A 25,658-nucleotide genomic window follows, 5' to 3' on the forward strand; every position below is an offset into this window, starting at 1 on the left:
AAGTCACGGCATGCTGTCGGTCGGCTGCAACTGTCCAATCTGATCCAGCGCGTGCTGCAGCGCTTCGCGGTCGGACCACAATGAGTCAGGCAAGGCGAGCAATGCACGCAGTCGCAGCTTCACGATGGCATGGGCCTGCGCGAATGCCGCGGCCTTGTCGGCATCGCTACCCGCTACGGCCGCCGGATCGGGCAGGCCCCAGTGGCCGCGGATGAAATCACCGAACACCACCGGGCAGGCCTCCGCTGCGGCTGAGTCGCATACGGTGATTACCAGGTCCATCGGGGCTGCACCCACGAACTCATCCCACGACTTGCTGCGCAGCCCTTCAATGGGCATTCCTTCGGCCTGCAACTGGGCCAGCGCGAAGGGGTTGATCTGGCCAGTGGGCTGGCTGCCCGCACTGAATGCGCTGAAGCGATCGCCGCCCCAGGCGCGCAGGGTGGCTTCAGCAAGCACGCTGCGGGCGCTGTTGCCGGTGCAGAGGAACAGGACATTGCGGGTCATGTGGCTTCCGTGGTCAGTGAGTGGCTTGGACATGCAAAGCGCGCTGCCCGGGCAGAGACGAGTGAACTCGGCAGAGCTGCGGATCGTCTCCGCTATCTGCGCGCGATCGCATCCGGCATAGCCGTGCCGCGCGAACCACGTGCCTGCCGATGTTGTCAGCAGCACCAATTCCCTGACCTGCATACGGCGGGCCATCTCTTCGGCCGCTGCCAGCAATGCGCGTCCAAGGCCGGTGCCGCGTCGGTCATCAGACACCACCAGGGAGCGGAGCAGCGCCGAGGCGCCGAAAACCTGCAATCCAACGGCGCCCACGGGGACGCCGTCGAGGTCTGCGACGAGAAACACGACCTTGCTGCTTTCCAGATCGGCCACGGGCAACTGCGCCTGCTGCAGAAGGTCTCGGATGCAGGACAGGTCGTCGCGTGTGCCGGCACGAATCACGGGGTCTGGCTTCATCTCAGCACCTGCAGGCCGGTTCGCTTGCCGCGCACTGCTGGTCCAGCGAACCCGCGCAGCAATTGTGCGTCAGGTACTGGATCAAGCCGTTCATCGCATCGAAGTTGGCGCGATAGCAGACATGGCGGCCCTGGCTTTCGCTCTCCACCAGCCCGGCCTGCACCAGCTCCTTCAGGTGGAAGCTGAGCGTGGCTGGGGGCACCTGCAGGGCCGTGGCGATGTCGCCCGCCATGCGCCCTGCCGGGCCAGCCTCCACCAGCAGGCGGAAGGCAGCCAGGCGGGTGGCATGACCGAGCGCGGTGAGGGCGGCGATTGCATTTAACGTTTCCATATTTCTAGAATAATCGAATGAATAAGCCAATCACAAGCCCTGATCTGCCCAATCTGGTGGAATCGTCATTGCCCCAGCCCAATCATCACCAGCTCGCCGCGGCAGATCTGGGGCCGCCACGCATCCTCCTGCTCTACGGCTCGCTGCGGCCGCAGTCGTTCAGCCGCAAGCTGGCGCTGGAAGCCGAGCGATTGCTGCGCCACCTGGGGTGCGAAACCCGCATGTTCGATCCGCATGCGCTGCCCATGCTCGACAGCGTGGACACGAGCCACCCTGAAGTGCAGCGGTTGCGTGCGTGGTCGCAGTGGTCGGAAGGCCAGGTCTGGGTCAGCCCCGAGCGGCATGGCACGGTCACCGGCGTGTTCAAGAACCAGATCGACTGGTTGCCGCTGGAAGATGGCAGCGTGCGCCCCACGCAGGGCAGGACGCTGGCGGTGATGCAGGTGAGTGGTGGCTCGCAGTCGTTCAACACCGTCAACACGCTGCGCGTGCTTGGTCGATGGATGCGCATGCTGACCATCCCCAACCAGTCATCGGTGGCCAAGGCCTGGCAGGAATTCGATGACGACGGCCGGATGAAACCCTCGCCGTACTACGACCGGGTGGTGGACGTGATGGAAGAGCTGGTGAAGTTCACGCTGCTGACGCGTGGCCGGTCGGACTACCTGGTGGACCGCTACAGCGAGAGGAAGGGCGACGCGCTCGCGGCCGCATTGGCGCAGGCTGCTGGCGCTACCGCCTCCTGAGTTCCGCTACGCAAACGCGCTCTATTTGCTCGCGCGCCGCGCGCCCTTCTCGTCTCCTTCCTTCGCATTCCCACGGCTCTGTGCGAACTCCGGGAAGGTCTTCGCGATCGAATCCTTGTCCGGCAGGATGTAGAACACACCGCCCTTCTCGAACGTGGAGTGCACGATCTGCTCGTAGAACGCAGGCGAAACGTTGATGCAACCGTGGGTGACGCGGTTGTCGTCCGGCGAGGGCGATGCCAACCGCTCGGCGCGCTTTTCCTTCGGGCTGCCCGGCGGCAGCGGGTGCATCGAGACTGCGGAATCGTAGTCCACCCACAGCACGCGTCCGGCATCGTCGGACGGGCCGTAACCGCCAATGAAGCGGCCGGCAGGCGTGGTGCGGTCGTGGCCGGGAATTGCGCTCAGTGCGAGCTTGGCGACGCCCGGTGCGGAGTGGTCGCCGATCGCCGACCCAAACAGCGCCGGTGCTGCGCCGCGCAGCTTGCCGTCACCGCCGAAGACCAGAACCTGCGCCGCCGCCTTGTCCATGACCGCAAACGGATAGCCCTGGTTGTCCTTGCTGGCGACCACCCAGCCGGCCAGCTCGATCACTGTTTCGGACACGCTCTGGTCGGGCGGAAGTTCATCAACGGCGGCAATGCGTTGTTCAGGCGCTTCCTTGTCCTTGCCCTTGGCGCTGGCTGCGCCGCTGCACGCAACGGCCAGTGCCAACGCCAGTGCGGCATGGAAGACGCGGCGTGCAGGGGAGGAGGAGGTACGAATGGGACGGCTCCTTGCAATGCAATTCTGGGTGGAAGGATGCCAGTGGCCGGCGAAGGCCACTGGTTCCCGATACAGAGGTGGATCAATTCAAAGGGTGAGAGAGCTATCAGCCGCGCGGCTTGCGACCGGCCGGTGCCCTTTCAAGCTGCTGTACGCGGCCTTCGATCTGGTCCAGACGCTGGTTGGCCTGCTGCGCCGACTGGTTGGCGGACTCGGCACTCTGGGCAGCGCCCTGCACCTTTACGTCGAGCTGATCGAGGCGCGAGTTGATGGTTGCGAACTCGTCCTTGTAGGTGGCGCAAGCGCCGAGGCTTACGGTGGCCACGATGGCGACGGTGATGGCGCGTGCTGCGTTGATGTGCTGCTTGGTCAGTTTCATTTCCAACTCCCTCCTTCGTCTGGGGAAGCTGGAATATAGCGGCGTTTGTTCCCGGCGCTAGCCCGTGCTTTCAGCTGGAATTGGAAGACGTGGAAGCGCTGTGAAGACGTTCGATCAACAAAACTTAACAAGCAGGATCACGCGGGCGGACGTGCATCGGCCGGCTTGCCTTGTGCCTGTTCAGAAGCACGTATTCATCAGCATGAAGCGGATTTCATCGAAGTGCCGTCGGCACCGCCTCGATGCCAGCGCACGCGGGCCGCCACCGGCTGGCTTCCAGCAGCGCCTGATAGAGCAGGGTGGGCTGCTCGACTTCCACGCGTGCACTTGGCTGTTGCACGTGCACGTACTCATGGGCAATCAGGTGCACGAAACGGTCGCCGACATCGGCCTGCATCCAGTCGGCGTCGCACAGCGCTTGCAGTCCAATGACCACGCCTGCTTCGGCGGTCACGCCACCACTGTTGCAGCGGCCCACCAGTACGGTGACCGGGGAAAGCGCCGCAGACGGCAACAAGGTGCCCAGCTGATCGACGGCAGCGGCGACGCGCATGCGGATCGATGGCAATGCTGTCGCGCAGGTTCTCGCTTTCGCAAACAATGCCGGCGTGTCCTGGATGGCCCTGGCCAGCCGCTCCATCGAGCCGATACGGCTGTCGGTGAAGCTGCGCAGAGCGTCTGTGCCAGCATCCAGATAGCTGCGCTGCAGATCGTCGGCACTCGGCTTTCCAGCGCTGGCATCCAGCACATGGAAGAAACGCGTGACATCGTCCGTCTGAATCACGATGCGCGCAGGAGGCTGGCTGCGCTCGGCCGCCTGCAGCATCATCGCAAGGATGATGAGCAGCAGCTCGCGCACCCTACGGCGGGCACGTCCCCGCAACAGCAGTGACGCGGCGGATGTGTGCGGGATGCGGAGTTCCCTGAACGTCGCCCACATTTATATACCAGTCAGTTCAATATTCAGGGTTGATTAGACCCCCTAACGGATAATTCACACCTGTCGATCGCCTCCTCTCTCTCCCCCTCCCGGGAGGCGGCCGACGAAACCAAAATAATTAAAGGTGTGTCCCGATGAACAAGAATTCGCTGCTCGCTCTGGGCCTTCTGGCTGCCCTGCCATTCGCTGCATCGGCAACCGACGGCCTGTCGTACAACTACGTTGAAGGCGGCTACGTGAACACCGACGCCAAGGGCGGCGACGCCGATGGCTGGAAGGTGAAGGGTTCCGTTGCGGTGCACCCGAACTTCCACGTCTTTGGCGACTACAGCGCCCAGGAAACCGACAAGTTCAAGAATGACGTCGACCAGTGGCGCCTGGGTGTCGGCTACAACTACGGCATCGCACCGAACACCGACCTGGTGGCCCGTGTTGCGTACCAGAAGTACGACGAGAAGCGCGGCCTGGACTTCAACGGTTACTCCACCGAAGTGGGCGTGCGCACCGCGTTCAACCCGTACGTGGAAGGCTACGTGATGGCCGGCTACGAAGATTTCAGCAAGAAGCACGGTTACAACCCGGACGGCGAGTTCTACGGCCGTGTCGGCGCCACCGCCAAGTTCAACCAGAACTGGGGCCTGAGCGGCGAAGTGAAGCTGGCCAAGGCCGGCGACCGCGAGTGGTTCGTGGGCCCGCGCTTCACCTGGTAACAAACGCCTGTCGTTAGTGCGTGTTGTGCTGGCGTGTGACTCTCTCTCTCTCCCACACGCCAACCGAAGCCCGGCCTCGCGCCGGGCTTCACTTTTATGGGCCCTGTAGCGCGACAATGCGGCATGGGCGACTCTTCTTCCCTCGCATGCACTGGCACGGCCTACCAGGAGCATCTGGCACCCGCGCCGCTGCGTGGCCACTTTGGACAGCTGTGGCAGAGCCAGCTTCCTGCCGATGCCGATGGGCACGTCACCGTACTGCCCGATGGTTGCGTGGACATTCTCTGGCGCGACGGCGTGCTGTTCGTGGTCGGGCCGGACCGCGTGGCCGCGCACCCGGGGCTGGCACCCGGTGCGCAGGTGCTGGGCGCACGTTTCCGTCCCGGCCAGGCACTGGCCGCGCTGGGCCTGCCCCTGGCCGGGATCATCGGCCAGGCCGTGCCCCTGGCTGACCTGAAGGGCGCGTGGGCGAGCAAGGCGGCGGCCTCCATTGGTGACACCGCGCCTGCACAGCGCCTGCAGCGGATGGCGCACTGCCTGCAACAGCATATGGGTGCGTCCGCGCTCGATACCCCGGCGCAGCGTGCACATGCCCTGTTCCAGGCGCTCGCCATTGGTGACGCCACGCTGGATACGCTGGCGGCACGCCTGAGCCTGAGTCCGCGCAGCCTGCGGCGCTTCAGCCAGTCGCAGTTCGGCTACGGCGCCAAGACGCTGGAACGGATCCTGCGGCTGCAACGTTTTCTGCGCCACAGCCGCGCGCTGCCGCAGCACTCCCTGGCGATGCTGGCCGCCGAGGCCGGCTATGCCGACCAGGCGCACCTCAGCCGCGAGGCGCGCGAACTGGCTGGCGTGACCGCCAGCGAACTGCGCCTGGAGTGGGGGCAATGATGGCCGTTTTGTTCAAGACCACGGTGCTGCATTGATCGATGCTGGGCTCCCAACACGGAGCCACGCCATGAGCCACGCCGCATCCCGCGATGCCGAACGCCGCATCGACAACATCGAATTCAACGTCGCCGACATTGCCGGCAGCAAACGCTTCTACGGCGAGGTGTTCGGTTGGCACTTCACCGACTATGGCCCGGCCTACACCGAATTCGACGATGGCCGCCTGAAGGGCGGCTTCGTGGCCGACGTGCCGGTGCGTGTCCACGGAGGGCCGCTGGTGATCGTGTATTGCGCGGACCTGTCCGACGCGCAGCAGCGCGTAGTCGCTGCCGGTGGCGAGGTGGTGCGGGCGGTGTTCGCATTCCCCGGCGGCCGCCGCTTCCAGTTCCGCGATCTGGATGGCTACGAGTTGGCGGTCTGGAGTGATGTGGATTGAGGTCTTCGTACCTTCGCTGGTGGACGGAACGAGAACCGCTCCGTCCCCGGTCAGGTGGTTCCGCTATGATCGCCCGCACATCGCCACGCGATGCGCCCGCCTCAAGCCAGCAGGAACCGCCGTGAACTCCCAGCCCGCACCGATCACCGCCCTCAACCACACACTCGACAACGAGCCGCAGCAGATCACCGCGCCACTGACCCATTCGGCGGCGTTCCTGGTGCTGAAGGTGAAGGATGATGAGGCGTCGATCGCCAGGGCGCGCGAGGTGCTGGCCAGCACCGACGACCTGATCAAGAACACCGCCATCCGCGAGATCGAGCGCACCTTCACCTGCAACGTGGCCATTGGTCACCGCGTGTGGAAGCCGCTGGTGGGCACCACGCCGCCGCGTGAGCTGCAGCCGTTCCGCGAGATCAAGGGCGCGACCCACACCGCCGTGTCCACGCCGGGTGACCTGCTGTACCACATCCGTGCACGCACCATGGACCTGATCGTGGCGTTCGAGCGCAACCTGCTGATGGCCTTCGGCGATGCGGTGGAAGCGGTCGATGACGTGGCTGGCTTCCGTTATTTCGATGGCCGCGATCTGCTCGATTTCGTCGATGGCACCGCCAACCCGGAAGGGCTGTCGCTGCCGGAAGCCACGATCGTGGGTGAGGAAGACCCGGAGCATGCCGGCGGCAGCTACGTGGTGGTGCAGAAGTACCTGCACAACCTCAACGCCTGGCGCGCGCAGAAGACCGAGGCGCAGGAAGCGATCATCGGCCGCACCAAGCACGACAACATCGAGCTGGATGATGCGCCGGCCGATGCGCAGAAGTCGCACAAGACGCTGTGCACCATCGAGGATGCCGACGGCGAGCACGAGATCCTGCGCGACAACATGCCGTTCGCCAACCCGGGCCGTGGCGAGTACGGCACCTACTTCATCGGCTACACGCGCCGCCTGTGGGTGATCGAGAAGATGCTCGAGCGCATGTTCATCGGCAATCCCGCGCCGCTGCACGACCGCATCCTCGATTTCTCCACCGCCACCACCGGCGTGACCTTCTTCGCGCCCTCGCGCAAAGTGCTGGCCGATCTGGGCGACTGATCGCGGCTCTCGTCCTTGCGCATGCTACTGGCCGCTCTGTTCCAGTAGATCCACGCCACGCGTGGATGGTACGCACGTTGCCCGTAGCAGCCACGCATGGCGTGGCTCTACTGTGCCGCCATCTGCCTGTCATCTACCGCCCCGACCATCAGCCGTTGGATGAGAGCGCAGGGGCGGACGATGGCGATGGCAAGGAACACAACCGGTGCACGCCGCTGGTGGCGGCCGCTGGCCGCGGTGTTCGGTGCGCTGGTACTGGGGAGCGCGGCGGTGTCCGCGCAGGAAGCCCCTGCGCATTGGATGGCCTACGCCGCTGCGGTCGGTGGCCAGCTGCAGCAGCGCCTGCAGCAGGAGCAGGACCCGCAGGCGCAGCGCGTGCTGGAATGGCTGCAGGCACATCCGGACGCACCGACGCCGCTGCCGGTGAGCGTGTGGATCGCGGCGGATGGCCGCATCTCGAAGCTGGAATTCGACAGCCCGGGCGATGCCCAGGTCGACGCCGACCTGCGCGCGACGCTGCAGGGCGCGCCGTTGCAGGCAGCCCCGCCGGCCGACATGCGCCAGCCGCTGCGGCTGGGGCTGGTGCTGGAGCCGAAGTAGATCCACGCCATGCGTGGATGTGGTGGGTAGATGCCGACCTTGGTCGGCAGGCGCGCGCCAACCCGGGTTGGCGACTACCGGTAGCCCGCCACGCATGGCGTGGCTCTACTGCGTTGCCACCTGTGGCTCGCGCGCGGCGGCGCTCCATGCGCGCAGGCCGAACACGGCCAGGCCGAGGAAGAACACGTACAGCGCGGCGGTCACGTGCAGCGACTTGAACAGGTACGCGCCCACGTAGACCACGTCCACCGCGATCCACACCCACCAGCAGGCCACGTGGCGGCGCGCCTGCCACCACTGCCCGACCAGGCTCAGGCCGGTCAGCAGCGCGTCCAACCACGGCAGGGCGGCATCAGTGAAGCTGTGCATGCCGGCGCCCAGCGTCACGCCGCCGCACAGGCCGATAGCCAGGTCACGCAAGAGCTTGCCGCGCGCCAGCGGCACGATGCGGATGCTGCCCTCATCGGCGGCGTGCTGGCGCCAGTTGAGCCAGCCGTAGATCAGGAAACCACCGAAGGCGACCTGCAGCAGGGTGTCCGAGTACAGCTTGGCCTCGGCGAACACCAGGCCATACAGCGTGACCGACAGCAGGCCCACCGGCCATGCAGACAACCGGCGGCGGGCCATCAGCCAGACGCCGAGGACGCTGCACAGCGCGGCGGTCCACTCGAGCATCACGCCGCTCACAGCGCGAACGTCACCGACAGGCGGGCCTGTCGCGGTGCGCCGGGGAACAGGTAGTAGTCACCGCCGCTGCTGCCGGTATCGCGCCAGTAGAAGCGGTTGAACACGTTGTCCACCGACAGGTTCCAGGTCACCGCACGCTCGTGCAGGCGATGCTGGAAGCGCAGACCAGCGTCGAACACCGAGTAGTCCGGTGCGCGCACGCCGCCGTCGGCACGTGCGACGTTGGCACCGGCATAACGCCAGCCGCCAGTGACATCCAGGCCCTGCACGAACGGCAGCGCATAGGCCACGTGCACGCTGGCCCGCACCTTCGGCACGTTCACCAGCTGATGGCCTTCATAGGTGGGCGTGCCGGTATCGCGAGCCCGCGCCTGCAGCACGCTGGCGCTGGCGACGATCTGCAGCGCGTCGGTCAGCTGCCCGTTGGCGGTCAGCTCCAGGCCGGTGTGGGTCTGGGTGCCTTCCTCGACGAAGGTGTAGCCCACGTCGCTGTTGTCCGGCCTGGCGTACTGGTACGGCTGCGAGATGCGGAACACCGCTGCACCCAGGGTCAGTGCTTCGACCGGCACGTACTTCACGCCCACTTCCAGCTGCCGCGACTGCACCGACGGCAGGAAGGTGTCGGCGTTGCTGGTCCAGAACGGCGCTTCCTGGCCCAACGAAATGCCGCGCACGTAGCTGGCATAGGCATTGAGCTGGTCGGTGGCCTTCCACACCACGGCGGTCTGCGGCAGGAAGCGCGACAGGCGGCTGTGCCGCTGCGGGGTGCCGCGCTTGTCGTAGGCGCGCTCGTCGAGGCGCACGAAGCGGCCACCGGCCAGCCACTGCCAGTCGTCACCGAAGCTGATCCGGTCCAGCGCGAAGAAGGCGGTCTGGCGGCTGTCCAGGCGACGTGCGGACGGGCCGGGCATCTTCGGCGACGGCTCGAACACCGGCACCGGTGCCTCGTGGATGTTGGTGGTGCCGACGTACTCGTTGACGCTCGGGCGCCTGTCCACGGTGCGGCGGAAGTAGTCGGCGCCGAGGGTCAGCTCATGGCCGACGCTGCCGGTCTCGAAACGGCCACGCAGCTCGGCACGGGCCTGCTGGTTGCGGCGGGTATCGTCCGGGCTGCGGTAGTCGTAGACGTCGTAGTCGCCGTTGGGCGCGAAGTAGTTGCCCGGCACGCTGCCATCGGCGCATTGCACGGCGTAGTAGCAACCGTAGGCGAAGGCGACGTTGTCATCGATCACCGACCGGCTGTGGCCGACCGACACGCGGGACTGCCAGGCGTCGTTGAAATCGTAGGTGTGCAGCGCGGTGATGTTGGTGCTGGCAATATCCACCGGGCGCTGCCACGGCTGGTAGCCGAGCAGGTGCTCGCGGTCGACACCGCGCGGCAGGTCACGCGCGCCCAGCAGCTGGTAGCCGGACACCGAACGTTGCGAACTGGTCTGGTAATTGGCGTCCACCTCCAGCTTGCCGCGTTCGCCGATCAGCCAGTCGGCCGCGAGCGAGTAGAAATTGCGGCGGCCATCGGCGTGCTCGACATAGGAATTGCTGGAATCCCACGCGGCATTCAGGCGCAGGCCGAAGCGCGGGGTGATCCAGTGGCCGACATCGACGGCGACGTAGCGCGAGCCTTCCGAATCGGTGCCGAGCGTGGCGGTGCGCACTTCGGCCGGGCGCTTGCCGATGTAGTTGATGATGCCACCCGGTGCCATCACGCCTGCGGCCAGGCCGGCTTCACCCTTGAGGATCTCAACCGACTGCACGTTCTCCAGCGCCAGGCGCTGTTCGCCGGCGATGGACAGGCCGTTGAAGCGGTAGCCGGTGGCGGCGTCCAGCGCGAAGCCACGGATGGCGATGTTCTGGTAGTAGCCCACAGGTGCATACGCATCACCCAGCGAGGCATCGTTGCTGGCCAGCTCGGACAGCGAACGCACCTGGCGGCGATCGAGGTAGTCGCGCTCGAGCACGTTCACCGAGGCCGGCGTGTCCTTCCAGCTGCCGCCACCGAAGGCGTTCACGCGCGAGGTATCGGCCTTCGGTTTGCCGGCCTGCACGCGTACCGCTGCCAGTTCGGTGGGCGAGCGCTCGGCGCCGGTGGCAGCCGCATCGGGGGACGCCTCGGCCTCGCTGGCGTGCAGCGGCAGCGCGGCGCAGAGGGCGAGGGAGAGCAGGGTGGGGCGAAGGCAGCGGTTCATTCGATTCGTCTTCGGACAACAAGGGAGACGAAGCGACGGCGCGCAGGTGCACCGGCCCATGACGGGGGTGTGGCTGCGGCTCAAAGCTCCCTACGCCGGTGCAAACCGGATCAGGTTCCAAGGGACTCTCTCAGCCTGGCAGATCCAGGCACCCCCGCTTCAGGTGACCATTTCACTACAAATGGTACGGATTTGCGAGCCGGTGCCCTTCAGGCTGCCGCGTGCAGCGCCTGCAGCAGTGCCTGTCCCGGCGCGCTGTGGAACCACGCCGGGTGCCCCAGCATGAAGGGCCGCCACGCTACATCGGCATTCGCGGTCGAGCCGGTGACACCTTCGAAGTACTCCACTTCGGACAGTGCGAAGTCGAAATGGACCATCGGCAGCAGGTCGGCCAGCAGGTGCACGCGTGCCGCCGACAGCGGCAGTACCTGGCGGTAGCCGTCGAGCAGGGCCAGCGCGATATCGATGCGCACCGCCTCCATGCCGCGCTCCAGCTCCAGCCACGCCACCGCGTTGCGCTCGATCGCGGTGGCGAGGTCGAACAGTGCGCTGGTGGGCGAGGCCAGGCCGAAATCCAGCACGGTGCTGATCTGCCCATCGCGCCACAGCAGGTTGGAAACATGCCAGTCGTTGTGGGCCCACAGCCGCGGCTCGTCGCGCAGGCGCTTGGCCAGGCCGGCATGCCACGGCAACACGTCACGCTGCAGCTGCGCTTCCCACTGAATGCGCGCGAGATAGCGGGCCAGCCCGGGGCGCTCGTGCAGTCCTGCCTTGATGGCCGCGACCGGATCGTCGCTGCGGATCAGATCATCGCGCGCGACCAGCACATGGGTACTGCGCTGGGGCGCGTGGTAGCTGGCGGCGGCACGGTGCAGCTGCGCGAGTGCGCGCCCGGCTTCGCGGGCCTGTGCAACGTCGGTCAGCAGCGACCACGATACGGCATTACGGTACAGATCCTCGCCGACGCCAACCGCATGCAGCTCGAAGGTCCATTCGCCATGCTCGACGGCGCTGTGGCCATCGGCCGCTGGCAGCACCTGCACCACCGGCACGCCCGCTGCGGCGAGATGGGCGATGAAGTGGTGTTCTTCTTCCAGGCAGGCCGCACTGCGCACGCTGTGGTGGTGGCGCTTGATGAACAGCGCGCCGTCCACGCCGTCGACGATGGCGGCGGCCGACAGCGGTCGGGGGCTGTGCCAGCGCGGTTGGCTGTGCTCGCCCAGCTGCGGGTAACGCTGGCGCAGCCACGCGATGTCCGCCGCGCTGATCGGTGGCCAGTCGGCAGCGACCTCGTCGTTGTTGAGGCCCTGCACGCGGTGGGAAGAAGAATTCATGCCGCAGCCCCGGTGGGGAAAGTCACATCCAAGGCTGCGCATTCAACGCCATGCACGCGGCCAACGCAAACGGGCGGGTCGTCGACCCGCCCGTCCGTGCATCAGCTGCGGTGATGCCGCCGCGCGGCCTACCAGCCGCGATGGCGGCCGCGGTCGTGGTAGTAGCGGTTGTCGTAGTAGCGCTCGCGCTGCCAGCGACGGTCGTCACCGCGGTCGTAGTAGCCGCTGCGGTAGTAGCCACGGTCGTAACGGCGATCGTAGCGGTCGTCGTAACGGCGATTGTCGTAGTAACGACGGTCGCGGCGGTCGGAGGTGGTCAGGTTGCCGATCGCGCCGCCGGCCACGGCGCCGCCCACGGTGGCGGCAGGATCACCGTTGGAGAGCAGGTTGCCGGCCACGCCACCGACCACGGCGCCGACCAGGGTGCGCTTGTCCTTCCTCGACATCGCGCTGGCATCGCTGACCACGGCGACACCGGCCACCAGTGCCAGAGCCATCGCCAGACCACGGAAGCTGAGTGTGGAAGTACTGAGCATGTTCGTTCTCCTGTGAGGTGCATGCCACACTGGGCAGGGAGGGCGCGGGCGCCCCGGCTGCCGTGGTGTCCACGCTGGCGTTCCAACATTGCCGGAACATTGCCTGGTCCACCGTGCGGCTTGCGCATTCATCTAGCGGCAGGCGGCATGAAGCAAGGCTGAAAGCGGCCTCGGCCGCTCAGCTGGCAGAAAGGGAAAAGGCCACGCGGACGTGGCCCTCCCTTCTCTCCCAAGGCGCTGCGGGCTTAGACGCCCATCGCCTTCTGTGCCTGCCGGGCCTGCTCCTGCTGGGCATCCTGCTGCTGGTGCAGCACGTTTGGGGCGCCCTGCACGGCACCACTGCTGAGCGCCAGGCTCTGCTCGCTGGCGGCACGGGTCTCCACCGCCACGCGGCTGGCCGCCGGGTCACCGATCGTGCCCTGCACGGCGAACAGGCGCTCACCGTTCGGGCTCGGCACCACCGTGTCGATGCGTTGCAGGCCGGCGGCATGCGCCTCCTTGGTCAGGGCCGCGGCGGTGCTTTCCAGCGCGTGGCGATCCTTGAAGGTACCTGCCGGCAGCCGCTCCAGGCCTTCGGTGGCCTGCAGGTACATCGGATTGCGTGGGTGCCGCTCGTCGTTCAGCAAGGGCCGTTCGCGTGCTTCCTTGATCGCTTCCAGCGTCTTCGGACCGACGATGCCGTCGACGACCAGGCCGTTGTCCTTCTGCAGCTGGCGCACTGCCGCGTCGGTGTTGCGGCCGAAGCGGCCATCCTCGACCAGTGGCTTGCCGTCGGCGCCGACGTAGCCCAGGTGGCCCAGCTGCTCCTGCACCTTGCGCACGCCCTCGCTGTGTGCGCCCTGCTTGTACAGTTCGGCGTGCGGCGTGGCGGCCGCCTTGTGCTCGGCGTTGGCCTTGCCCTGGGTCTGCTCGTGCGATTGGGTGCGGTTTTCCAGCAGGTCACGGGCCTTGGACAATGGATCGGACGCGAACAGCTTCCAGTGCGGGTGGTCCTTCACCTGCTTGAGGTAGTCCTCCACCGGCATGGTGTGCACGCCCTTGCTGCCGGTGGACTGGCTGATCAGCAGCCTGTCGGTGTTCGGGTCGCGCACCACCATCACGATGTGGTCGATGCCGTTCCAGTGTTCATGGCGGGTCCTGGCCGTATCCAGGCCGATGATCATGCCTTCCTTCAGCGCACCGGGCTTGAGGATCGCGTCGCGGTCAAGCAGCACGCCGGACTGGTCGAATGCCTTGCGCACGATGCCGCCGGAACCCAGGTTGCCCAGGTCGATGCGATCGGCCTTGCTGAACACCGCATGCCCGGCCTTCTGGTTGATCTCGTCCATGGTCCGGTTCTGCAGCGTGCCGACCCAGCCGGAGCAATCGATGTAACCCTGGTCCACGTTCTTGCCGGTCTTGCCCGGTACGTACAGCGCGTGGCCCGGAATGTTGATGGCGTACTTCACATCGTCGTACTTCACGCCGGCCTCGTAGGCGGCCTGCAGTTCGATGCCCGGTTTCGGCGCGGCAGCGGCTGTTGCGGTTGCCGCCAGCGTGGCAGCACCGGCCGCCACGGCTGCGCTGGCCTGTGCAGGCGCGGCCGGGGCCTGGCCCTGGCCCTGGCCCTGTGCCACCGCCTGCGGTTCGATGTTCTTTTCCGGGATGCTGATCGCTGCGTACTTGTGGATGTAGTAGCTGGAGAAGGCCCGTGCCAGGTCGCCATCGTTCATGCCGCGCATTTCGGCCAGGCTGTGGCCGGTCAGCGCCTTCGCGTCCGACCCGATCTGGTTCAGCACGTTGCGGCGCATGTTGATCTCGTCGCCGTGGCTGTTGCGGACCACGCCGAAGGTGCCGGTGGCAATGGCGGTCTGCACCGAGCCATAGCCGGCACTGCCCTGCTGGTGGGCCAGGTACAGGTCCAGCCCGGTCGGCGTACTGCCGCCGGACAGGTACGGGTGGCCGGTGCGCTCGTTGCGGCGTGCCATCGAGTCCAGGTTGTCCTGGTACATCTGCGCGGCCGCTTCGGTGTTGCGGGTGGGGTCGAACTCGTGGCCGGTCAGGTGGTACTGGCGTGCGGACCCGGGCACGAACTGGAACAGGCCCTTGGCGCCGGATGACGCGTTGTGGGCGCGCTCGTTGAAGGTGCCACCGGTCTCGATGTACGCGAAGCGCATGAAGTCGTCGACCGGAATGCTCTTCTGCCTGGCGACCTGCTCGACGATGTCCAGGACTTCCTTTCTGCTGTAGTCATGCTGTGCCATGACGTTTTTCCTCGGGGTTGATGGAGCGGCGCATGCCGCGAATCGCCAACCGGACTCATCCGTGAGTCAAGAACATGTCGGTCAACAGGGAACCCGCGCGTGGCGGGTGCTTTCAGCGCGCGAGGTACTGCTGGGTCGCGCTGTCGAAGGTGTAGTGCACGGTGTCGCCGGCACCCAGGGTGCGGGTCCTGCCGGGGCCTTCGAGGGTGGTGCCCTTGAAGGTCACGGTCAGTCGCGGCAGGCCGTTGCCATCGGCAGCGAAGGCAAGTTCGCCGTCGCTGCCGGTGCAGGGCATCACGTTGCCTTCGTCGCAGGCGGCGCTGTTGTCTTCGCCTGTGCGCACCGTACCGACATAGCGCCAGACCTTGCTGTCCACGTCGTCTTCGCTGCGCCTGGGGTTGAACAGCAGCAGCGCATAGCCGGTGCTGCTGACGCCGCGGTCGAAGCTGCTGGTCGGCACCGCCAGCAGCAGGCGGCCGTCGGCGGTGCGATGTTCAAGCGGCTTGCGCCGGGTATCGACGTCGTCGGCCTTGTCGTACGCGCCCAGTGCGCCGATGGTCCATTCCTGGCCACGGAACTTCCACGGCTTCTTCGCGTCGGTGCCGGCCAGCACGAAGGTGGCCTCGGCGAGGTTGGCGCGGTCGTCCGGACCGGCCTGCGTCTGCTCGCCAGGCTTGCCGTAGTGCTCGCGGGTATCCCAGGAGAAACCCGTGTAGTACGTAGTGCCATCGAGAGTGAAGGTGTGGCCGAACCAGAAGGTCGCCACGCTGCCGTTCTGGACCTCATAGGAGGTCGCGCCATCGCCATCCACTTGATAGGTGAAATACATCACGGTCGGCGCGTCGGGCGGGGTAACGGCGGTGTCGGGAGAGGTGTTCTGCATCGTGGCAACATCCTGTCGGGGCGCATTGGCAGCCTGCGCAGGGGCGCCGGGCTGGGAGGACGAGGGGACCGGATCGGCGGCGCTGCAGGCGGCAGCGGAAAGAGAGACGAGCAGGCACGCCGCGAATGCGCGCAGAGGCCGCAACGGCAGGGTCCAGCGTAGCTTGGGGGGATGTTGCATGCGCCTCTCCATGGTCAGCGTTGCCGGGCCAGACGGCCGGCAGGGAACCGCGCCACGTCCACCAGGGACGGGAGCGAGGACATGAGCCGGTCGATTCCTTCGACCTCGCATTGGGAACTCATGCCCCACCATCTTGGCACAGATCGGCGGCCCGTCAAAGAGGGCAGTGCCAGATGCCCTTCTTGTGCGATCTGGCTCTCAGATCTTGCCGTCGCGCAGGTAATCGAACAGCTCGGCGTCGCCCTTCAGGCCCAGTTTGAGCATGGCATCACCTTTCTGCCGGCTGATGGTGCTGACGCTCTTGTGCAGCTGAAGCGAGATTTCCTTCACGGTCATGCCGGTGCCGAGCAGCCGCAGCACCTCCACCTCGCGTGGCGACAGCGGCTTGCCGTCACCCTCGCGCATGCGCCAGCTGCCGGCAGCCTCGACCCGCTCGCGCAGGCTGCGGCTGATGTAGGGCTGGCCGCGGTAGACCGACTGGATGGCCTGCGGCAGCTCGTCCATCGACGAACTCTTGTCGACCAGGCCGAGCACGCCGCTGTCGAGCACCATGCGCAGGATCGCCAGATTGCTGGAGACGCTGAGCATCAGCACCGGCAGGTCTGGATGACGGCGGCGGATCATGCCGATCATGGCGAAGCCGTCGGCCTGCGGGCTGCCCGGCATGGAGTAGTCGGTCACCAGCAGGTCGCAGGGCTGGCTGCCGAGCAGGGCCATCAGCGCCTGCGCGCTGTCGGCTTCGCCGACTACGCGGCCCACCCCGCTCGATTCGATGACGGCGCGGGTACCGATACGGACCACCGGGTGGTCGTCTGCGATGATGATGCGCAAGCTCATGCTCTAGTATGGCCACCGGGCTGGCTGGGCCGCGACCATCGCGGTCCCTGGCAGGATTCTAGGAGATCGACGCCGATGCGTAGCTGGGCTGTTCGCGGGCTGGTCCTGCTGCTGGTCGTACTGGCGCTGCCGGCAGCGTTGGCGCAGGCGGTGCCCGGGCCGTTGCCGCTCAGCCCCCTGCAGCGCGAGTACCTGGCCGCCCATCCGAGCATCGTCGTGGGTCAGTATGACAGTGGCTGGCCACCGTTCGAGTCCCTCCGTGATGGCCAACAGGTTGGCCTGGGTCCGGATTATCTGTCGCTTCTTGCCCGTCAGTTGGGCGTGAAGGTGGAGGCAAGGCGCTACTCCGACTGGACATCCGTGCTGGATGCGGCATGTCGTGGCGAGATTGATGTGGTGATGAACGTCGGGCTCAGTGCCGACCGCACCCGCTGCATGGTCTACACCGCCGCCTATGGCGAGGCCCCGCTGGCCCTGGTGGGGCGCCCGGATGACCTGCGTGCCTCCGACAATCCCGATCTGGACGGACTGCGGGTGGTGATCGAGCAGGACTTCCTGACCGGGCCCCAGGTGCGCGCCCGCTTTCCGCATGCGCGCCAGCTTGTCGCAAACAACTCGTTGGCGGCCTTGGAGATGGTCAGAGACGACAAGGCCGACGTTTACATCGGCAATGCCTATGTGGCCACCGAACTGATCGCCCGCGAGGACCTGCAGGGCGTCGTGCTGCTGCGCCCCAGCGATCTCCCGCCGGAGCGACTGCACTTCGGCATTCCCAACGGCAAGCAGCCACTGGCCGAAGCGCTGGACCTGGCGCTGGCCGCGACCAGCCAGGCCCAGCGCGATGCGCTGGCGCAGCGCTGGCTGCCACCTCCGCGGTGGTCGGCATCGGCGCAGCTGGCGCTGAGCCAGGCCGAGAAGCGGGTACTGGAGCAACCGTTGAGGATTGGCTTCGCGCCGAACGCGGCGCCACTGTCGTTCGCCGACCAGGATGGCAACCCCAGCGGCCTGGCCAGCGAATACCTGCGCCGCCTGCTGCAGGCCGGCGCCAACCTGCAGGTGGAAAACAGCCATGACTGGTACGAAGTGCGCGAGAAGGCGCGCCGCGGCGAGCTGCAGGCGGTAATGGGCATTCCGGCCGATTCGCGCTACCTGGGCCCGGACTGGGTGTTCAGCCAGCCCTTCATCAGCGTGCCGAACGTGATCGTCAGCCGGCGCGACAGCCCGGCGCTGCTGGGCCTGTCAGACCTGCAGGGCAAGCGGGTGCTGCTGTCCGATCCGGAGCGCGTGCGTGGTTATGTGCTGCAGCAGGCACCGCAGGCCCGGATCATCGCGGCGCGCAGCGCGGAACAGGCCCTGCAGCGCCTGATCAATGGCGACGCCGACGCCTATATAGGCAATCTGGCCGTGGTGGACCACCTGCTGCGCAACCGCTTCCCGGGGCGCCTGCAGGTGGCCGCACCGGCCGGCTTCAACGATCAGCTGGTGCTGGCTGTCGAGCGTCGCCATGCCGCCCTGGCCACCACCTTCGACCGCCTGCTGCTGCAGATGACCCCACGCAAGCGCGAAGCCCTGCGCGGCGACTGGCTGGCCGTCGAATACCGCAACGGCCTCGAGTGGACCCGCGTGGCGCGCTGGGGCGTGCCGCTGCTGCTGGTGCTGCTTACCGCGCTGCTGGTGCACGCCATCGGGCATTGGCGGCTGCGCCGTGAGGTAGCCGGGCGTCGCCATCTGGAACAGCGCCTGGCCGAAGTCACCGACAACCTGCCCGCCGTGGTCTATCAGGCACGCCGTGCGGCTGACGGAACCCTCAGTTTCCCGTTCATTGCCGGTGACCTGCAGGCGTTGTTCGGGATCAGCCGGCAGCAGGCCGAACAGGATGCAACCTGCCTGCTGGAGCGCATCGAGGAAGATGACCGCGAGCACATCCTGCATGCGGTCGAGCAGGCGGCGCGGCAGTTCGCGCCGCTCATTCTCGAGTTCCGGCTGCGTCCTGAAGGCACCGGCGCGCGCTGGGTGCGCAGCCAGGCCCATCCCTATGCTGCGGAAGCGGGCGCGGTGATCTGGAGTGGTTACTGGGTGGACGTCAGCGAGGCGCGTGCGCAGGCCGAGGCCCTGACTGCGGCCAAGGCAGAGGCCGAACAGGCCGCGGAGGCGAAGTCGCGTTTCCTGGCAACCATGAGCCATGAGATCCGCACGCCGATGAGCGGCGTGCTGGGCATGCTTGAGGTGCTGGCCCATTCGCCGCTGGATGCCGAGCAGCAGCGCATTCTCGACGTGATCGAGGATTCCGCGCAGATGCTGCGGCAGATCCTCGACGATATTCTCGATTACTCGCGGCTGGAGGCCGGCGCACTGCGCCTGGAACCGGTGCCGCAGCCGCTGCGGCCCTTGCTGGAGAGCGTGTGCCGGTTGCTGTCGGCGCAGGCCAGTGCACGTGGGCTGGACCTGCACGTGCAGATCGACCCACAGCTGGCAGCGGCGCACGAAGTGGATGGCGTGCGCCTGCGCCAGATCGTGTTCAACCTGCTCAGCAACGCCATCAAGTTCACCGTGCGCGGCGAAGTGCGGTTGCAGCTGGAAGTGCTGGGGCCGACCGCCGAAGACGGCAGCCAGCCGCTGTGCCTGAGCGTCACCGACACCGGCATCGGAATCGCGCCGGAACAGTTGCAGCACCTGTTTGCGCCGTTCACCCAGGCCGGTGCATACATCCAGCGTGACCATGGTGGTACCGGCTTGGGCCTGAGCATCTGCCAGCGCCTGGTGCAGATGATGGACGGCGAACTGGAGCTGCACAGCACGCTGGGCGAGGGTACCCGCGCCGAGGTGCGGCTGTCGCTGGTGGAAGCCGGCCGTGGCGATGTTGAAGCGCTTGCCGCCGAGGAGGAACAGGCGGCGCTGCTGCCGCCGGCGTTGCGCGAGGCACGCGTGCTGGTGATCGAAGATCATCCGACCAACCAGGCGATGATGGCCTGGCGCCTGCAGCAGCTGGGTGTGCCGCATGTGCTGGTCGGCGATGGCCAGCAGGGGCTGGACCGGTTGGCGTCGGAGCCGTTCGATCTGGTCATCACCGATTGCCGGATGCCGGTGCTGGATGGCTTCGCCTTCACCCGCCTGCTGCGCGAACGCGAGGGTCGCAACGGCCAGCCGCGGCTGACCGTACTGGCGCTCACCGCCAGCGTACTGGACGACGATGCACGGCGCTGCCGCGAGGCCGGCATGGACGAAGTACTGTCCAAGCCGCTGTCGCTGGCAACCCTGCGCGCCGCGCTGCTGCGCTGGTTGCCGCAGGCGCAGGGACTATCGGTTGTGGAGCCGCAGGCCGGACCCGCTGCCGACGATGGCGGGACGCTGCCTGATCTGGCCAGCCTGCAGCGGCGGTTCGGCTCACGCGTGGTGGCCGAGCAGCTGCGCGACAGCCTGTTGCAGGCCAGCGAGGGCGATCTGGCGACCGTGCAATGCGCCGTGCAGGCCGGCGACCGCGAAACCGCGGCGCTGCACCTGCATCGCCTGGCCGGCGGCCTGGGTGCGGTTGGGGCGACGGTGCTGGCCGGGCAGGCCAACGCACTGGTCGAGCGCCTGCAGGATGCGGGCGAGACCGATCCGGCACCGTTGTTCGCAGCCGTAACGGCGTTCGTGGCCCGGCTGCAGCATCAGCTGCAGCGCCTCGCTCACTGAGCCGACTGCTGCTGCAGGTAGGCGATCACCAGCGCGCGGCGTTCAGGGCTGGGGAAGGCGTTGTACATGCGGGTGCCGGGCACCACGTGGGTGGGCGACTGCAGGAAGGCATCCAGGGTCTGCGCGCTCCAGGTGATGTCGGCGCGGCGCATGCCCTCGGAATAGCCGTAGTCGGGCAAGCTGCCGGCGCGGCGGCCGATCACGCCATGCAGGTTCGGCCCGAAGCGGTGGATGCCGCCGGGCTGCACGGTGTGGCAACCGGCGCACAGTTCGAACGCGCGCTGCATGGCCTGCTGCCGGGCCTGTTCGGGCGTGGCGGGCGCAGCAGGCGGGCGCTGGCAGGCCGTGGCGAGCAGGGACACGGCAATGGCAATGAGCAGGCGGTCGGCGCGCATGGGCGGCAGGATAGCGGTGCGGTCGAGCCGCCGGGCTGCGACACGCGGTCGCAGCCCGGGGCGATCACATGCCCGAGTAGTTCGGGCCGCCGCCGCCCTGCGGGGTCACCCACACGATGTTCTGGGTGGGGTCCTTGATGTCGCAGGTCTTGCAGTGCACGCAGTTCTGCGCGTTGATCTGCAGGCGCGCGCTGTCGGCTTCGCCGACGAACTCGTACACGCCGGCCGGGCAGTAGCGCGCTTCCGGACCGGCGTACTCGGCCAGGTTCACCTTCACCGGAATGCTCGGGTCCTTCAGCGTGAGGTGGCTGGGCTGGTTCTCGTCGTGGTTGGTGCTGCTCAGGAACACCGAGCTGAGGCGGTCGAAGGTCAGCACGCCATCCGGCTTCGGATAGGCAATGCGGGTGTGCTTGGCCGCCGGCTCCAGGCAGGCATGATCCGGCTGGGTGCGATGCAGGGTCCACGGCGGGTTGCGCACGCCCAGTTTGGGCAGCAGCCACTGCTCCACGCCGGTCATCAGCGTGGCCACGGTCTGGCCCTTCTTGAACCACTGCTTGAAGTTCTTGGCCTGCTGCAGTTCGGTGAACAGCCAGCTGGCTTCGAACGCCTTCGGGTAGGCGCTCAGTTCATCGTGCTGGCGATCAGCAGCCAGCGCGTCGAACGCGGCGTCGGCGCACAGCATGCCGGTCTTGATTGCGGCGTGGCTGCCCTTGATGCGGCTGGCGTTGAGGTAACCGGCCTCGCAGCCGACCAGCGCGCCCCCGGGGAACACCGTCTTCGGCAGCGACAGCAGGCCGCCGGCGGTGATTGCACGGGCGCCGTAACCGATGCGGGTGCCGCCCTCCAGGTGCTTGCGGATGGAGGGATGGGTCTTGAAACGCTGGAACTCCTCGAACGGGCTCAGCCATGGGTTCCTGTAGTCCAGGCCGACCACGTAGCCGATGGCGACCTTGCCGCCGTCGGCGTGGTACAGAAACGCGCCGCCGTAGGTGTCGCTGTCCAGCGGCCAGCCGGCCGCATGCACCACCAGCCCCGGCTCATGCCTGGCCGGGTCGATCTGCCACAGTTCCTTGATGCCGATGCCGTAGGCCTGCGGGTCCTTGCCTTCGTCCAGTTTGTAGCGGGCGATCAGCTGGCGGCCGAGGTGGCCGCGCGCGCCTTCGGCGAAGACCGTGTACCTGGCGTGCAGCGCCATGCCGCGCTCGAAGGCCGGGCCGATGCTGCCGTCCTTCTCGATGCCCATGTCGCCGGTGGTCACGCCGATCACTTCACCGTTGTCGCCGAACAGCACTTCGGCGGCGGCAAAGCCCGGGAAGATCGCCACTTCCAGCGCCTCGGCCTGCTGCGCCAGCCAGCGGGTCACTTCGCCCAGGCTGATGATGTAGTTGCCTTCGTTGTGGAAGCACTCCGGCAGCAGCGCGTTGGGCGTGCTGCGTGCGCCGGTCTCGCTGAGGAACAGGAATTCGTCGCGGGTGACCTTCTGCTTCAGCGGTGCGCCGCGTTCGGCCCAGTCCGGGAACAGTTCGGTCAGTGCGCGCGGGTCCATCACCGCACCGGAGAGCACGTGCGCGCCCGGTTCGGAGCCCTTTTCCAGCACGCACACCGACAGCTCGCGGCCGGCTTCGATCGCGCGCTGGCGCAGGCGGATCGCGGTGGCCAGGCCGGCAGGACCGGCGCCGACGATCACCACGTCGAACTCCATTACTTCACGCGGGGGCAGGGCGTTGGCTTCAGCGCTCATCGATTGCATGACTCGTGGGTAGGGCCGGCATCGGGGCCACCGGCGGTGCCTGGGAATCGCGCGTGCGGCCACGGGCGAAACGGTTGTTTGAATGTGTCAGGGTACCGGGACGCGCGTGATCGAGCTAGATAGACGCCGTTCACCGCACGATTGCTGCAGCGCAGCGTAGTGCCTCAGCCCTGGTGGTGGGCCAACCCTGGTCGGCACGCGCTGCCCGGATGACCGACAATGGCCGGGTCCTGACTGCGTGTGAGTGCCATGGCTTTGCATCCGTACGATCTGTTCGATGTCCGTTCCCTGCTCAATGAGGAAGAGCGTGCGGTGCAGGAGAGTGTCGCCCGCTTCACCGACGAGCGCGTGCTGCCGATCATGGGCGATGCCTTCGACCAGGCCCGTTTTCCGTCTGAACTGGTGCCGGAGATCGCGTCACTGGGCCTGCTCGGCGCAACGCTGCCGACCGAGTACGGCGGCGGTGGCCTCGGCGCGGTCAGCTATGGCCTGATCTGCCAGGAGCTGGAGCGCGGCGATTCCGGCCTGCGCAGTTTCGTCTCGGTGCAGAGCTCGCTGTGCATGTACCCGATCTACGCCTATGGCAGCGAGGAACAGCGCCAGCAGTGGCTGCCGGCGATGGCGCGCGGCGAGCTGATCGGCTGCTTCGGCCTGACCGAGGCGCATGGGGGTTCCGATCCTGCCAGCATGAAGACCCGCGCCGTGCGCGACGGCAGCGACTGGCGCATCAGCGGCAGCAAGATGTGGATCACCAGCGGCCCGGTGGCCGACCTGGCCATCGTCTGGGCGCAGACCGAGGACGGGATCCAGGGCTTCGTGCTGGAGAAGGGCATGGCCGGCTTCAGCACCCAGGAAATCAAGCACAAGATGAGCCTGCGTGCCTCGCTCACTGGCGCGCTGTACTTCGATGACGTGCGCGTGCCCGACAGCCACCGCCTGCCCAACGTGAAGGGCCTGAAGGGACCGCTGGGCTGCCTGACCCAGGCCCGCTACGGCATCAGCTGGGGCCCGATCGGTGCGGCCATCGCCTGCCTGGATGAGGCGCTGGGCTACGCCAAGGAGCGCGTGCTGTTCGGCCGCCCGTTGGCGGCCACGCAGAGCGCGCAGATCAAGCTGGCCGAGATGGCCCGCCGCATCACCACCGCACAGCTGCTGGCGCTGCAGCTGGGCCGCCTGAAGGAAGCCGGCCAGCTGCAGCCGCAGCAGGTCAGCCTGGCCAAGTGGAACAACTGCCGCATGGCCATCGACATCGCCCGCGAGTGTCGCGATCTGCTGGGTGGGGCCGGCATCACCACCGAACACGTGGCGATCCGTCACGCGTTGAACCTGGAATCGGTGATCACCTATGAAGGCACCGAGACCGTGCACCAGCTGGTGATCGGCCGCGAACTGACCGGCATCAACGCGTTCTGAGTGCACCGGTAGTGCCGGTCGCTGGCCGGCATTGTCCAGTAGCGTATTCGCAGGCGAGCGATCGGTGTGCCGAACCGCGCACCGGACCGCGATGGGTTCAAGGACAGCCTGTACTGCGCGGCTGTCGGGTCCGCCTTGAAGCGAGCCGAGCACCGCAGGTCCGGCGGGGGCGAACAGGCGTGGGTGTCTGAGCGCAGCGAGTTCCGCGCCGTCCCCCGGCGGGCCGAGGAGCGCAGGGTACCGGTGCGCAGCACCGGCTCGCGGATGGCGGCGCGTTTCTTTTGGTTACTTTTCTTTCCGCGCGGAAAGAAAAGTAACGCCCATGAACGCATGCGCCCGCCACAGCAACAATCAGGCAGAAGAGAGGCGCGTGGCGCTACGCGCCGCCGGCAAACCCATGCTGCCGCCACGCCTCGTACATCACCACCGCAACGGTGTTGGAAAGATTGAGGCTGCGGTTGTCCGGCCGCATCGGCAGGCGCAGGCGGCGGCCGTCGGGCAGGGCATCGAGCACGTCCTGCGGCAGGCCACGGCTTTCCGGGCCGAACAGGAAGGCATCGCCCTCTTCAAAGGCCACGCTGTCGTAGCGCACGCTGGCGCGGGTACTGAGTGCGAACAACCGATTCGGTGCGATCCGCGCCAGCGTGGTGTCCAGGTCGGGGTGCACCTGCAGGCGTGAATACTCGTGGTAGTCCAGCCCGGCGCGCTTGAGCTGCTTGTCTTCCAGTGCGAAGCCAAGCGGCTCGACCAGGTGCAGCTGCGCGCCGGTGTTGGCACAGAGCCGGATCACATTGCCGGTGTTGGGCGGGATTTCCGGTTGGAACAGGATCACGTGGAACTGGGGCGCGGCATTCATCGGCGCAGTGTACCTGCGACGGCGGCCGCCTTTACGGCGCACGCCCTGCGCGAGGCAGGGCGGCACCGGTTACGGACGCAGCAGGACCTGGGCGGTTTCGGTGGCCAAGGCCTGCAGGTCGGCGGCGCTCGGACGCACCTGCAGGGCCGGCAGGTTGACGATGACCGAGTTGGCGACGTTGGTGGCGGCGGCAGCCAGGGTCGCGGCGTAGCGCTGGGCTTCCAGCTCGGCGGCCAGGGCGACGCGCTGTTCCAGGCTCGGGCGCACTTCCACCGAGGCCAGGGTGGTGATCGGCATCGCGGCCGCAACCGGGGCGGCGACGTAGCCGTTGCGCTCGGCCAGCTGGTCGGCGCTCGGGCGCACTTCCACGGTGGCCAGGGTCGGGATGCCGCTGGCCTGTTCCCAGGCCTGCTGGGCCAGCTGGTCGGCGGCAGGGCGGACCTGCACGGTGGACAGCGTCTTGATGGATTCGGAGGCCTGCACCGACGAAACAACCGCGGTGCCGGCAATCAGGGCGATGGCGATGGCAATGGTCTTGGCGTTCATGACGGGGCCTGTTTAGTGTTGGTGATCAGTGGTGTGGTAGTAAGGTAGTACACCAATTCTGGGCTTGCAAGGAAAATTTCCGATTTCCTGCATTTGTTCAGTCTTCAGTCAGCTTTCGTCTGAAGCCCTTCTTGGCGCAGGAACTACCAAGCAATCCGCGTGCCAACTTTTATTTGTTGATTTAGAAGGGGTTTGTTCGGGTAGAGAAGTGTCCGGTGGGCGGACACCTGTCCATTCCTCGGGCCGCGGACACTGTCCGGACATTGCCTGCGGGCGCTTG

At 67.0% G+C, this 25,658-nt stretch carries 23 protein-coding genes, 2 pseudogenes and 1 riboswitch; of the genes and pseudogenes, 8 read left to right on the forward strand and 17 right to left on the reverse strand.

The features are described from left to right. Positions 1–3 precede the first annotated feature (3 nt). The 3 genes and pseudogenes from AC5P8C_RS16675 to AC5P8C_RS16685 all read right to left on the reverse strand — a co-directional run bounded on the left by AC5P8C_RS16675 (position 4) and on the right by AC5P8C_RS16685 (position 1,294). Complete coding sequence (locus AC5P8C_RS16675) at positions 4–507, reverse strand: arsenate reductase ArsC (RefSeq protein ID WP_026347249.1); 504 nt, start codon at positions 505–507, stop codon at positions 4–6. Between the two features lie 36 nt (positions 508–543). Next, a pseudogene (gene arsN2, locus AC5P8C_RS16680) lies at positions 544–963 on the reverse strand (arsenic resistance N-acetyltransferase ArsN2); the annotation flags it as partial. A 1-nt stretch (position 964) separates the two neighbouring features. Next, positions 965–1,294, reverse strand: a complete 330-nt coding sequence (locus AC5P8C_RS16685) for an ArsR/SmtB family transcription factor (protein ID WP_019661916.1) — start codon at positions 1,292–1,294, stop codon at positions 965–967. Between the two features lie 17 nt (positions 1,295–1,311). Between AC5P8C_RS16685 and arsH the strand changes: the two genes are divergently transcribed. After that, positions 1,312–2,040 carry an arsenical resistance protein ArsH gene (arsH, locus tag AC5P8C_RS16690; protein ID WP_019661915.1) on the forward strand — a complete coding sequence of 243 codons (729 nt, stop codon included), beginning with the start codon at positions 1,312–1,314 and terminating at the stop codon, positions 2,038–2,040. Positions 2,041–2,061: 21 nt separating this feature from the next. Here the strand turns inward: arsH and AC5P8C_RS16695 are convergent, their stop codons facing one another. From AC5P8C_RS16695 to AC5P8C_RS16705, 3 genes and pseudogenes are all read right to left on the reverse strand, one after another. Further along, complete coding sequence (locus AC5P8C_RS16695) at positions 2,062–2,754, reverse strand: L,D-transpeptidase (protein ID WP_019661914.1); 693 nt, start codon at positions 2,752–2,754, stop codon at positions 2,062–2,064. Between the two features lie 157 nt (positions 2,755–2,911). Continuing rightward, complete coding sequence (locus AC5P8C_RS16700; protein WP_005407606.1) at positions 2,912–3,184, reverse strand: hypothetical protein; 273 nt, start codon at positions 3,182–3,184, stop codon at positions 2,912–2,914. Between the two features lie 274 nt (positions 3,185–3,458). Continuing rightward, positions 3,459–4,043 (reverse strand): annotated as a pseudogene (locus tag AC5P8C_RS16705) (DUF2268 domain-containing putative Zn-dependent protease); the annotation flags it as partial. A 215-nt stretch (positions 4,044–4,258) separates the two neighbouring features. On the opposite strand from AC5P8C_RS16705, the gene AC5P8C_RS16710 reads away from it, so the two are divergent. The 5 genes from AC5P8C_RS16710 (at position 4,259) to AC5P8C_RS16730 (ending at position 7,857) form a co-directional block, all read left to right on the forward strand. Beyond that, complete coding sequence (locus AC5P8C_RS16710) at positions 4,259–4,834, forward strand: OmpO family porin (RefSeq protein WP_004134798.1); 576 nt, start codon at positions 4,259–4,261, stop codon at positions 4,832–4,834. A gap of 123 nt (positions 4,835–4,957) precedes the next feature. Then, complete coding sequence (locus AC5P8C_RS16715) at positions 4,958–5,725, forward strand: helix-turn-helix transcriptional regulator (protein WP_019661912.1); 768 nt, start codon at positions 4,958–4,960, stop codon at positions 5,723–5,725. A gap of 67 nt (positions 5,726–5,792) precedes the next feature. After that, on the forward strand, positions 5,793–6,161 hold the full coding sequence (locus AC5P8C_RS16720) for a VOC family protein (RefSeq protein WP_019661911.1): 369 nt from the start codon (positions 5,793–5,795) through the stop codon (positions 6,159–6,161). Between the two features lie 121 nt (positions 6,162–6,282). Further along, entirely contained in the window at positions 6,283–7,257 is a 975-nt protein-coding gene (locus tag AC5P8C_RS16725) for a Dyp-type peroxidase (protein ID WP_019661910.1), read from the forward strand. 180 nt (positions 7,258–7,437) lie between these two features. Continuing rightward, positions 7,438–7,857, forward strand: coding sequence for a hypothetical protein (locus AC5P8C_RS16730; RefSeq protein WP_019661909.1), 420 nt, complete (start codon positions 7,438–7,440; stop codon positions 7,855–7,857). A 105-nt stretch (positions 7,858–7,962) separates the two neighbouring features. Here AC5P8C_RS16730 and pnuC read toward each other — a convergent pair whose 3' ends face one another. The 7 genes from pnuC to AC5P8C_RS16765 form a co-directional block, all read right to left on the reverse strand. Then, complete coding sequence (gene pnuC / locus AC5P8C_RS16735) at positions 7,963–8,532, reverse strand: nicotinamide riboside transporter PnuC (RefSeq protein WP_026347248.1); 570 nt, start codon at positions 8,530–8,532, stop codon at positions 7,963–7,965. An 8-nt stretch (positions 8,533–8,540) separates the two neighbouring features. Further along, positions 8,541–10,730, reverse strand: a complete 2,190-nt coding sequence (locus AC5P8C_RS16740) for a TonB-dependent receptor (RefSeq protein ID WP_019661907.1) — start codon at positions 10,728–10,730, stop codon at positions 8,541–8,543. Between the two features lie 70 nt (positions 10,731–10,800). After that, a riboswitch (TPP riboswitch) is annotated at positions 10,801–10,896 on the reverse strand. A gap of 43 nt (positions 10,897–10,939) precedes the next feature. Next, positions 10,940–12,064, reverse strand: a complete 1,125-nt coding sequence (locus tag AC5P8C_RS16745) for a phosphotransferase enzyme family protein (protein WP_495219127.1) — start codon at positions 12,062–12,064, stop codon at positions 10,940–10,942. Between the two features lie 128 nt (positions 12,065–12,192). Beyond that, positions 12,193–12,600, reverse strand: coding sequence for a glycine zipper 2TM domain-containing protein (locus tag AC5P8C_RS16750; protein WP_014645533.1), 408 nt, complete (start codon positions 12,598–12,600; stop codon positions 12,193–12,195). Between the two features lie 245 nt (positions 12,601–12,845). After that, on the reverse strand, positions 12,846–14,843 hold the full coding sequence (locus tag AC5P8C_RS16755; RefSeq protein WP_019661905.1) for a peptidoglycan-binding protein: 1,998 nt from the start codon (positions 14,841–14,843) through the stop codon (positions 12,846–12,848). Between the two features lie 112 nt (positions 14,844–14,955). After that, on the reverse strand, positions 14,956–15,726 hold the full coding sequence (locus tag AC5P8C_RS16760) for a hypothetical protein (RefSeq protein WP_019661904.1): 771 nt from the start codon (positions 15,724–15,726) through the stop codon (positions 14,956–14,958). A 378-nt stretch (positions 15,727–16,104) separates the two neighbouring features. Beyond that, a complete protein-coding gene (locus AC5P8C_RS16765) occupies positions 16,105–16,743 on the reverse strand; it encodes a response regulator (protein ID WP_019661903.1) in 639 nt (212 codons plus the stop codon). A 75-nt stretch (positions 16,744–16,818) separates the two neighbouring features. Between AC5P8C_RS16765 and AC5P8C_RS16770 the strand changes: the two genes are divergently transcribed. Beyond that, positions 16,819–20,418, forward strand: a complete 3,600-nt coding sequence (locus tag AC5P8C_RS16770; RefSeq protein WP_019661902.1) for an ATP-binding protein — start codon at positions 16,819–16,821, stop codon at positions 20,416–20,418. On the opposite strand, the gene AC5P8C_RS16775 is transcribed toward AC5P8C_RS16770, so the two are convergent. Next, a complete protein-coding gene (locus AC5P8C_RS16775) occupies positions 20,412–20,813 on the reverse strand; it encodes a c-type cytochrome (RefSeq protein ID WP_197575545.1) in 402 nt (133 codons plus the stop codon). The two genes, AC5P8C_RS16770 and AC5P8C_RS16775, sit on opposite strands and share 7 nt — an antisense overlap. A 64-nt stretch (positions 20,814–20,877) precedes the next feature. Next, the gene (locus tag AC5P8C_RS16780; protein WP_495219128.1) at positions 20,878–22,554 is read right to left on the reverse strand and encodes an electron transfer flavoprotein-ubiquinone oxidoreductase; all 1,677 of its coding nucleotides are present in this window, start codon (positions 22,552–22,554) and stop codon (positions 20,878–20,880) included. Positions 22,555–22,812: 258 nt separating this feature from the next. On the opposite strand from AC5P8C_RS16780, the gene AC5P8C_RS16785 reads away from it, so the two are divergent. Further along, a complete protein-coding gene (locus AC5P8C_RS16785) occupies positions 22,813–23,976 on the forward strand; it encodes an acyl-CoA dehydrogenase family protein (protein ID WP_019661899.1) in 1,164 nt (387 codons plus the stop codon). Between the two features lie 376 nt (positions 23,977–24,352). Here AC5P8C_RS16785 and AC5P8C_RS16790 read toward each other — a convergent pair whose 3' ends face one another. Next, positions 24,353–24,832, reverse strand: a complete 480-nt coding sequence (locus AC5P8C_RS16790; RefSeq protein WP_019661898.1) for a tRNA (cytidine(34)-2'-O)-methyltransferase — start codon at positions 24,830–24,832, stop codon at positions 24,353–24,355. Positions 24,833–24,901: 69 nt separating this feature from the next. Next, entirely contained in the window at positions 24,902–25,378 is a 477-nt protein-coding gene (locus AC5P8C_RS16795) for an XAC0231 family protein (RefSeq protein WP_014035556.1), read from the reverse strand. Between the last annotated feature and the right edge of the window lie 280 nt (positions 25,379–25,658).

It is taken from the genome of Stenotrophomonas sp. YJH_SMC_46 (assembly GCF_059370315.1).

Bases quoted from the DNA above. Each gene is read 5' to 3' on its own strand.
- AC5P8C_RS16675 (WP_026347249.1), bottom strand. From the start codon at position 507: ATGACCCGCAATGTCCTGTTCCTCTGCACCGGCAACAGCGCCCGCAGC.
- AC5P8C_RS16685 (WP_019661916.1), bottom strand. From the start codon at position 1,294: ATGGAAACGTTAAATGCAATCGCCGCCCTCACCGCGCTCGGTCATGCC.
- arsH (WP_019661915.1), top strand. From the start codon at position 1,312: ATGAATAAGCCAATCACAAGCCCTGATCTGCCCAATCTGGTGGAATCG.
- AC5P8C_RS16700 (WP_005407606.1), bottom strand. From the start codon at position 3,184: ATGAAACTGACCAAGCAGCACATCAACGCAGCACGCGCCATCACCGTC.
- AC5P8C_RS16710 (WP_004134798.1), top strand. From the start codon at position 4,259: ATGAACAAGAATTCGCTGCTCGCTCTGGGCCTTCTGGCTGCCCTGCCA.
- AC5P8C_RS16715 (WP_019661912.1), top strand. From the start codon at position 4,958: ATGGGCGACTCTTCTTCCCTCGCATGCACTGGCACGGCCTACCAGGAG.
- AC5P8C_RS16720 (WP_019661911.1), top strand. From the start codon at position 5,793: ATGAGCCACGCCGCATCCCGCGATGCCGAACGCCGCATCGACAACATC.
- AC5P8C_RS16730 (WP_019661909.1), top strand. From the start codon at position 7,438: ATGGCGATGGCAAGGAACACAACCGGTGCACGCCGCTGGTGGCGGCCG.
- pnuC (WP_026347248.1), bottom strand. From the start codon at position 8,532: ATGCTCGAGTGGACCGCCGCGCTGTGCAGCGTCCTCGGCGTCTGGCTG.
- AC5P8C_RS16740 (WP_019661907.1), bottom strand. From the start codon at position 10,730: ATGAACCGCTGCCTTCGCCCCACCCTGCTCTCCCTCGCCCTCTGCGCC.
- AC5P8C_RS16745 (WP_495219127.1), bottom strand. From the start codon at position 12,064: ATGAATTCTTCTTCCCACCGCGTGCAGGGCCTCAACAACGACGAGGTC.
- AC5P8C_RS16750 (WP_014645533.1), bottom strand. From the start codon at position 12,600: ATGCTCAGTACTTCCACACTCAGCTTCCGTGGTCTGGCGATGGCTCTG.
- AC5P8C_RS16755 (WP_019661905.1), bottom strand. From the start codon at position 14,843: ATGGCACAGCATGACTACAGCAGAAAGGAAGTCCTGGACATCGTCGAG.
- AC5P8C_RS16760 (WP_019661904.1), bottom strand. From the start codon at position 15,726: ATGCAGAACACCTCTCCCGACACCGCCGTTACCCCGCCCGACGCGCCG.
- AC5P8C_RS16765 (WP_019661903.1), bottom strand. From the start codon at position 16,743: ATGAGCTTGCGCATCATCATCGCAGACGACCACCCGGTGGTCCGTATC.
- AC5P8C_RS16770 (WP_019661902.1), top strand. From the start codon at position 16,819: ATGCGTAGCTGGGCTGTTCGCGGGCTGGTCCTGCTGCTGGTCGTACTG.
- AC5P8C_RS16775 (WP_197575545.1), bottom strand. From the start codon at position 20,813: ATGCGCGCCGACCGCCTGCTCATTGCCATTGCCGTGTCCCTGCTCGCC.
- AC5P8C_RS16780 (WP_495219128.1), bottom strand. From the start codon at position 22,554: ATGAGCGCTGAAGCCAACGCCCTGCCCCCGCGTGAAGTAATGGAGTTC.
- AC5P8C_RS16785 (WP_019661899.1), top strand. From the start codon at position 22,813: ATGGCTTTGCATCCGTACGATCTGTTCGATGTCCGTTCCCTGCTCAAT.
- AC5P8C_RS16790 (WP_019661898.1), bottom strand. From the start codon at position 24,832: ATGAATGCCGCGCCCCAGTTCCACGTGATCCTGTTCCAACCGGAAATC.
- AC5P8C_RS16795 (WP_014035556.1), bottom strand. From the start codon at position 25,378: ATGAACGCCAAGACCATTGCCATCGCCATCGCCCTGATTGCCGGCACC.